General features: G+C 45.4%; 4 protein-coding genes. 2 read left to right on the top strand and 2 right to left on the bottom strand.

Features of this window, described 5'->3' with window-relative positions:
- Positions 1-103: 103 nt before the first annotated feature.
- Both AB6E30_RS22285 and AB6E30_RS22280 read right to left on the bottom strand, forming a co-directional pair.
- Positions 104-1,162: a hypothetical protein gene (locus AB6E30_RS22285; RefSeq protein ID WP_372105297.1), complete on the bottom strand. Its 1,059-nt coding sequence runs from the start codon at positions 1,160-1,162 to the stop codon at positions 104-106.
- Between the two features lie 87 nt (positions 1,163-1,249).
- Entirely contained in the window at positions 1,250-2,581 is a 1,332-nt protein-coding gene (locus tag AB6E30_RS22280) for an anaerobic sulfatase maturase (RefSeq protein ID WP_372105295.1), read from the bottom strand.
- 137 nt (positions 2,582-2,718) lie between these two features.
- Between AB6E30_RS22280 and AB6E30_RS22275 the strand changes: the two genes are divergently transcribed.
- On the top strand, positions 2,719-3,507 hold the full coding sequence (locus AB6E30_RS22275) for an SUMF1/EgtB/PvdO family nonheme iron enzyme (RefSeq protein ID WP_017060470.1): 789 nt from the start codon (positions 2,719-2,721) through the stop codon (positions 3,505-3,507).
- Between the two features lie 165 nt (positions 3,508-3,672).
- Positions 3,673-5,355, top strand: coding sequence for an alkaline phosphatase family protein (locus AB6E30_RS22270; protein WP_372105293.1), 1,683 nt, complete (start codon positions 3,673-3,675; stop codon positions 5,353-5,355).
- Positions 5,356-5,560: the final 205 nt, after the last annotated feature.

Below are 5,560 nucleotides of genomic sequence, written 5' to 3'. Positions count from 1 at the left end.
ACTCAGGCCTTGAAAGCCGCTTAACAGAAATGTCCAACTTTACGGGGTCACTTCATGTCGACTGGCTTTTCATTATAGGCTTCGCTAATTACTCATTAGGATATTATGAGCTTGGCGCTACTCGTTTATCTTTCAACTGATCAATAACATAGTCAGGAGCCACTTTACCTAGCTCACCCAAGCAATCATCGGTCTTGTCGTTGCCGTATCGCACGTAGATATCACATACCGCGTATAACTGCTCCGGAGAACCAGAGATCAAATACGCCTTCTCGAACGATTTAGTCGATTTGTCGATATCCAGCTCTTCTTGTAGTACCCCATTCAAGTACCAGTAGTAGCTGTTATCTTTTGCAAGTTCTGCTGCTACTTCAATCTCTTTGGCTGCTGCTACCTTGTCTTCAAGGCGAACCAAAGTTAATGATTTAGAATAGTGCATCGCTGCATTGTCCGGCACGTTCTTCAAACCACGATCCAACACCTCGACCGCTTGTTGATCTTTATTCTGAGCTCGGAAGTTATCCGCGTAGCTCAGCCAAACTTGAGGGTCTTTCTGGTGAGTATTGATCAACTCAAGATAGATCGTTTCCGCTTTATCCCATTCATTGTGCCAACGGAGTACATCAGCAAACAGTAATTGGTACTTTTCAGATTCTTGCGTTTCCAAGAAGCTAATAAGCTCTATGACTGGTGGTTCAATTTGTGCTTTCTGCTCGTCATCCAATGCATTGAAGTCACGGACTAGGTTTGACGTTGCCGTATGGCGAACCATGGTATCGCTGTCTTTTAGCAAGGGTGAAACTAACGCCCAGCGATGTTCAAGTTGGTAAGGTTCAGAACCGATAACCGCCGCTTCACGAACTTCAGGGTTTTGATCTTTTAAGCCTCTTGCCACCGCCACCAGCGCATTTTGGCTTGGATATGAAGCAAGCTCTTGCAGTGCACCAGTACGATTTTCAACAGATTGATTCTGATCTTGTGCCATGTAAGACAACTGTTGAATGCGGGTTTGAGTGTCCGTCATTTCAAGCACTTGATTGATATTTTGTGCTGGCGCGTCAACCGTTTGTTGAACGCTATTCGCAGCCATCGCAGACGTTGAAATTAATGCGGACGTTGAAATCAATAAAGCAACAGCCGTCGCTAAACTCTTCTTCATCATAGTATTACCTTAAACTGGAGAACTTAGCCTGTCCTTAGACTCGTATCTGATTAAATTTATCTTGGACCTGTTGATCCAAAGAACGAGTTAAAACTTGGTCTCGAACGTAGCTTGTTGCGCCTGTTTTGCTCGATGCGCCATCAATACTGAGTCGCTGAATTTACCATGAGCAACCGGATGCCCCATCGCGCGAGCGATGTACGCCATCGACTTATCGACATGAGAAAAGAACTTATGCCAACCTGCACATAAGTAGTTCAAGCCCGGTTCGCCTGCACGAGTTTTGATAAAGCGGTTCTTAGGGCACTCACCATGACAAGTGAACTTGTAATCACACTGCTGACATTGACTGGTCAGTGTGCGGGATTTAGCAAAACCAAACTTTTGCTGTGGTGCGCTGTACGCCAAATCATCAAGTTTCTCGTGATGAATATTGCCAATTTTGTACTCAGGGTAAACATAGTGGTCGCATGAGAAAACATCGCCATTTGGCTCCATTGCCAAACCCTTTCCGCATATCTCGTTCAAGGTACACAATGGGTTCGGACGCCCAATCCACGTTTCTAAACTTGCTTCAAAATACTGAACAAACACCTTACCGATGTCGTTCTTAGCCCACTCATCAAATACAGAAATAAGGAAATTACCCCAAGCCAAATCCGACACACACCACGATTCCATGATCGAATCTTTATGGCCGGGGATCAGGCGTTTGTCGCCTTGTTTAAGCTGCTCGCTTACTTGGGATGTTTGTGGTGCAACCGTTCGGAACGTTTTCTGTTCAACGATAGGAATAAACTGCATTTGCGGTGACTTCACCACATCACGTAGGAAGCGATAGACCTCAAGTGCATTTTGACTGGTGAGGTTATTCACACAAGTCAGCGTTGCGAACTTCACTTGGTGTTTGTGGAGCAGTTCAACGGCCGCCATCACTTGTTTGAATGTACCACGGCCTGCTCTGTTAACACGATACGCATTGTGCAACATTTCAGGGCCATCAATACTCAAGCCGATTAGGAAGTTATTTTTTGCTAAGAAACGACCCCAATCGTCATTGAGCAGTGTGCCATTGGTTTGCAGATCGTTTGAGATCAACACACCTTCAGGTCGGTACTTTTTCTGTAGTTCAACCACTCTTTCAAAGTACGCTAAACCCAGCATGGTAGGTTCACCACCCTGCCATGAGAAGATAATTTCTGGCGTGTTTTGACCTTCGATGTATTGTCGGATGTAGGTTTCTAACGTCTCATCATCCATTCTTGGAGAACTGCCTTTCTTGTACTCCAACAAATCTTGCTTACTTAGGTAGTAACAATATTTACAGTCAATGTTGCATGCTGCGCCAATCGGCTTAGCCATGACATGCAAGCGCTTAGACGCTTTACCGTTATATTGTGGACCTTGAGTAATATGCATGATTTACCTACCTATTTTAGTATTCTGGACCCATCATAATTCCTATTCGATCAGGTGACATGTTATACCCTTTATAACCAATAGGAATGACCTTAAACGTTAGAATTAGACCCTATTTCGAACATCTGAGGCACGTGATGAAATTTCTTAATTACAAACAGTTAGCAACAATTAGCAGCGTCACCATGACTATCCTTCTGAGTGGCTGTGCAAGCGTGCCTACACACCCCATCGCCCAACAAATTGACCAAGAGATGGTGTTGGTTGAAGGCGGCACATTCACCATGGGGTCGAACGGTCCAGAAGCGACCAAAGCAGAGCGTCCTGCACGTAATGTAACTGTAGATAGTTTCTATATTGCGAAGTTTGAGGTGACTCAAGAATTGTTCGAATCGGTGATGGGTTCATCTCTCAGTTATTTCCAAAACCCACAAGTTCCGGTCAATAACCTTAGTTGGCAGCAAGCAAACTATTTTGTTGAGCAGTTGAATGAATTAACGGGTGAAGAATACCGTCTGCCTACTGAAGCTGAATGGGAATTTGCAGCCAAAGGTGGCAATAAAAGTAAAGGCTATACTTACAGTGGTTCCAATAACTTAGATGATGTTGCGTGGTACTCAGCAAATTCTAAAAATAGCGCACATCCAGTCGGGCTAAAGAAACCAAATGAACTAGGCTTATATGACATGACAGGAAACGTGGGCGAGTTTGTTATCGATGCCTTCGATGACACCTTCTACCGATTCGGCCCAACAGACAACCCTAACAACGCAAAACACAGCGACGTCGGTTTATCACACAAATCGGTTCGCGGTGGCAGCTTTGCTTATGACGAAAATGAATCTGAAAGTTACCGTCGTGACTTCGCAAGCCAATCGATCACTATGTCAGATATGGGGCTGCGTTTAGTTAAGGATGTGAACTAGCTAACGAAGCGAACTAACTAAAGATGCCGAAGGTTATGGTTCACTAATCGTCACCAACAATACTAAAAATACGATTCGCACTGCACACACGTTACAAATCTGGCCAAACGTTGGAAACCTGACCAAACATTAGAACTCAGCGGCAACAGTGAATAAGGAAACTCTATGCAATACACCAAGCTTTCAGGACTAACCCTCGCGTTACTCTGCGCTCTCCCAGCTTCAGCTGAGAAAAAGCCAAATCTAGTCCTTCAAATCACGGTAGATGGCCTGCGCGCAGATCTAATCGAACGATATAAGCACAACTTCGGTGAAGGCGGTTTCCGGTACTTAATGGATGATGGTACCTACTACACCAACGCAAACTACCAACATGGCAACACGGAAACGATCGTGGGCCATGTGTCGCTTGCAACAGGTGCTCCACCGAGCGTACACGGCATGGTAGGTAACGTTTGGTATGACCGTAGCGAAGAACGTTTGGTGTATAACGTAGAAGACGGTAACTACCAAATGCTGACCTCTGGTGCAGGTGTCGATAAAGCAACAGAGATCGACCCAACGCAGAAGACAGCACAAGGCGATGGCCGCTCTCCAGAGCCAATACTCTCCACCACGTTTGGTGACGAACTGACGATTTCCAATAGTGGCAAATCAAAAGTATTCGGTGTATCAGTGAAAGACCGCGGCGCAATCTCATTGGCAGGACACAGTGGTAAAGCCTTCTGGTTCTCCAAAGCACAATCGGAGTTTGTCACCAGTAACTATTACTATGACGAGTATCCAGATTGGGTATCACGCTGGAACGAGAAAGCGATTGCTGCTCAGTATTCCAAACAGAAATGGGAGCTCTCATTACCGCGTGATAAATACACGTTGCAAGAACACGATACCGAACACAAAGTGAAACTCGGTGACTTCCAACGCACCTTCCCTCATCCTTATGGCCCGGCAAGTTACAAGTACTACAGCACAACGCTAACCGTCAGCCCTGCTGGTGACGAAATCACGGAAAACTTCGCTAGCACCTTGTTGATGCAAGAGAAGCTTGGCCAAGGCGACGTGACCGATTATCTGTCAGTGAGTTTCTCATCAAATGACTACGTGGTGCACCTTTACGGCCCTGAAAGCCTAGAAACAGAAGACAACCTTATCCGACTTGATAAGACTCTCGCTAAGCTTTTCAAAACCGTGGATAACCAAGTCGGGCTAGAAAACACATTGATTGTGCTGTCTGCCGACCACGGTGTACCTGAATCTTCACCTGCGGCAAATGCGCTTGGTTTCAATCAAGCTCAATACTTCAATAAAGACACACTACTCTCGAGTGGTGTTGAGAAACGATTGAAGGATGAATTTGGTTTAACCAAAGACGCGATTCGCTTGTACGCACAACCTTACATCTATCTGAATCATGATCTGATCGCTGAGAAGAAGCTTGATCTGGCTAAGGTCCAAGAAGCTATTGCGGATGAAATTGCAAAAGTGAAAGGTGTTGCGTTTGCTGTATCAAGTAGTGACATTGCGGCTAACCGAGTACCGGATACGCATGTGATGCAGCTAATTAAAAACAACTACCACCCTGCTCGTTCTGGCGACGTGTACGTAGTATTTGCACCGCGCAGCTACATTAACGACATGGAAGGCCTCCAAATTGCCTCTACACATGGTTCTCCGTGGAAATACGACACTCATGTGCCTGTGATCTTTGCAGGCTACGACGTTGAAGCTAAGAAGGTATCGCGACCAGTGACGCCATATGACATTGCGCCAACGCTTTCGAACAAACTGGGTATCACCCAACCAAGCGGGTCAATCGGAGAAGTGCTGCAAGAGATCACTGAGTAGACTCAATCTCTAAGGTTTCGTGAGCTAGATTTCGAATCCAGCACCCACTCAATAAAAGAGCCGTTTATCTGTTTCTGACTCACTAGGTCGAAACAAATAAGGTTCATCGCGCATTAGCGGGAACTAAAAACAAAAACGGTAGTAAGTGACATGGTTTAGTCGCCAAACAAAAATCATACACAAACTACCGTTTTCATGCCGAATC

This window comes from Vibrio sp. 10N.247.311.12, assembly GCF_041467515.1.
Taxonomy (GTDB): domain Bacteria; phylum Pseudomonadota; class Gammaproteobacteria; order Enterobacterales; family Vibrionaceae; genus Vibrio; species Vibrio crassostreae_C.
This window is presented reverse-complemented; position numbering and strand designations above follow the sequence as displayed.

What these genes read in the sequence shown, in the direction of transcription:
- AB6E30_RS22285 (WP_372105297.1), bottom strand. Translation starts at nt 1,162, where the DNA reads ATGATGAAGAAGAGTTTAGCGACGGCTGTTGCTTTATTGATTTCAACG.
- AB6E30_RS22280 (WP_372105295.1), bottom strand. Translation starts at nt 2,581, where the DNA reads ATGCATATTACTCAAGGTCCACAATATAACGGTAAAGCGTCTAAGCGC.
- AB6E30_RS22275 (WP_017060470.1), top strand. Translation starts at nt 2,719, where the DNA reads ATGAAATTTCTTAATTACAAACAGTTAGCAACAATTAGCAGCGTCACC.
- AB6E30_RS22270 (WP_372105293.1), top strand. Translation starts at nt 3,673, where the DNA reads ATGCAATACACCAAGCTTTCAGGACTAACCCTCGCGTTACTCTGCGCT.